This window comes from Pseudomonas sp. AGC41 (genome assembly GCF_057334555.1).
On the sequence record NZ_JBHFJB010000069.1, the window covers coordinates 15740 to 16537 of the forward strand.

Here is a 798-nt window from a genome sequence, read left to right on the forward strand (position 1 = left end):
GTGGCGAGGGAGCTTGCTCCCGCTGGGCTGCGCAGCGGCCCCAGAACCAGACGCCTTGGTGGGGCAGGTAAGCCGAGTCAGCCGGTTTACGACTGCTGCGCAGCCGAGCGGGAGCAAGCTCCCTCGCCACGAAGCCTGCATCCATTTCCAGAGGATAGGCTTTGGCCGCCATTGGCCACCCGAACTTCCCAACAATTGGCTATTTGTCCAGCGCCAGGGCGGGGCTAACGTAGCGCCACACCCAATTGTTCCAGGAGTTCACCATGCAACCGCGTATCGATTTCTACACCGCTTCCCCTGAGGCCTACAAAGCCATGCTGACGCTGGAAAACGCGGTGGCGAAACTGGGCCTGGAAAAGTCCCTGCTGGAGTTGGTCAAGCTGCGTTCCTCGCAGATCAACGGCTGCGCGTTCTGCATCGACATGCACACCGCCGACGCGCGCAAGGACGGCGAGACCGAGCGACGCCTGTATGCCGTGACTGCCTGGCGCGAGGCGCCATTCTTTACCGGCCGCGAACGCGCCGCACTGGCCTGGACCGAAGCGCTGACACGCCTGAGCGAGACCCATGCGCTCGACGCGGACTACGCGTTGCTGAGCGAGCATTTCACGCCCAAGGAGATGGTCGACCTGAGCGTGGCGATCAACGCCATCAATGGCTGGAACCGGCTGGCGGTGGGTTTCCGGAAAATGCCCGAGGTTTGAGATGCCTTGATTCCGATCAGGTAACGCCCTTGTGGGAGCGAGCCTGCTCGCGATAGCGGTCCGTCAGCCGGCATCGATGTGGTCTGACACACTG

The 798-nt window shown here is 62.8% G+C and carries 1 protein-coding gene; it reads left to right on the top strand.

The genetic code is table 11. The features are described from left to right. The first annotated feature begins 263 nt into the window (after window positions 1-263). Window positions 264-704 carry a carboxymuconolactone decarboxylase family protein gene (locus ACE04F_RS13280; RefSeq protein WP_486107311.1) on the top strand — a complete coding sequence of 147 codons (441 nt, stop codon included), beginning with the start codon at window positions 264-266 and terminating at the stop codon, window positions 702-704. Window positions 705-798: the final 94 nt, after the last annotated feature.

What these genes read in the sequence shown, in the direction of transcription:
- ACE04F_RS13280 (WP_486107311.1), top strand. Translation starts at nt 264, where the DNA reads ATGCAACCGCGTATCGATTTCTACACCGCTTCCCCTGAGGCCTACAAA.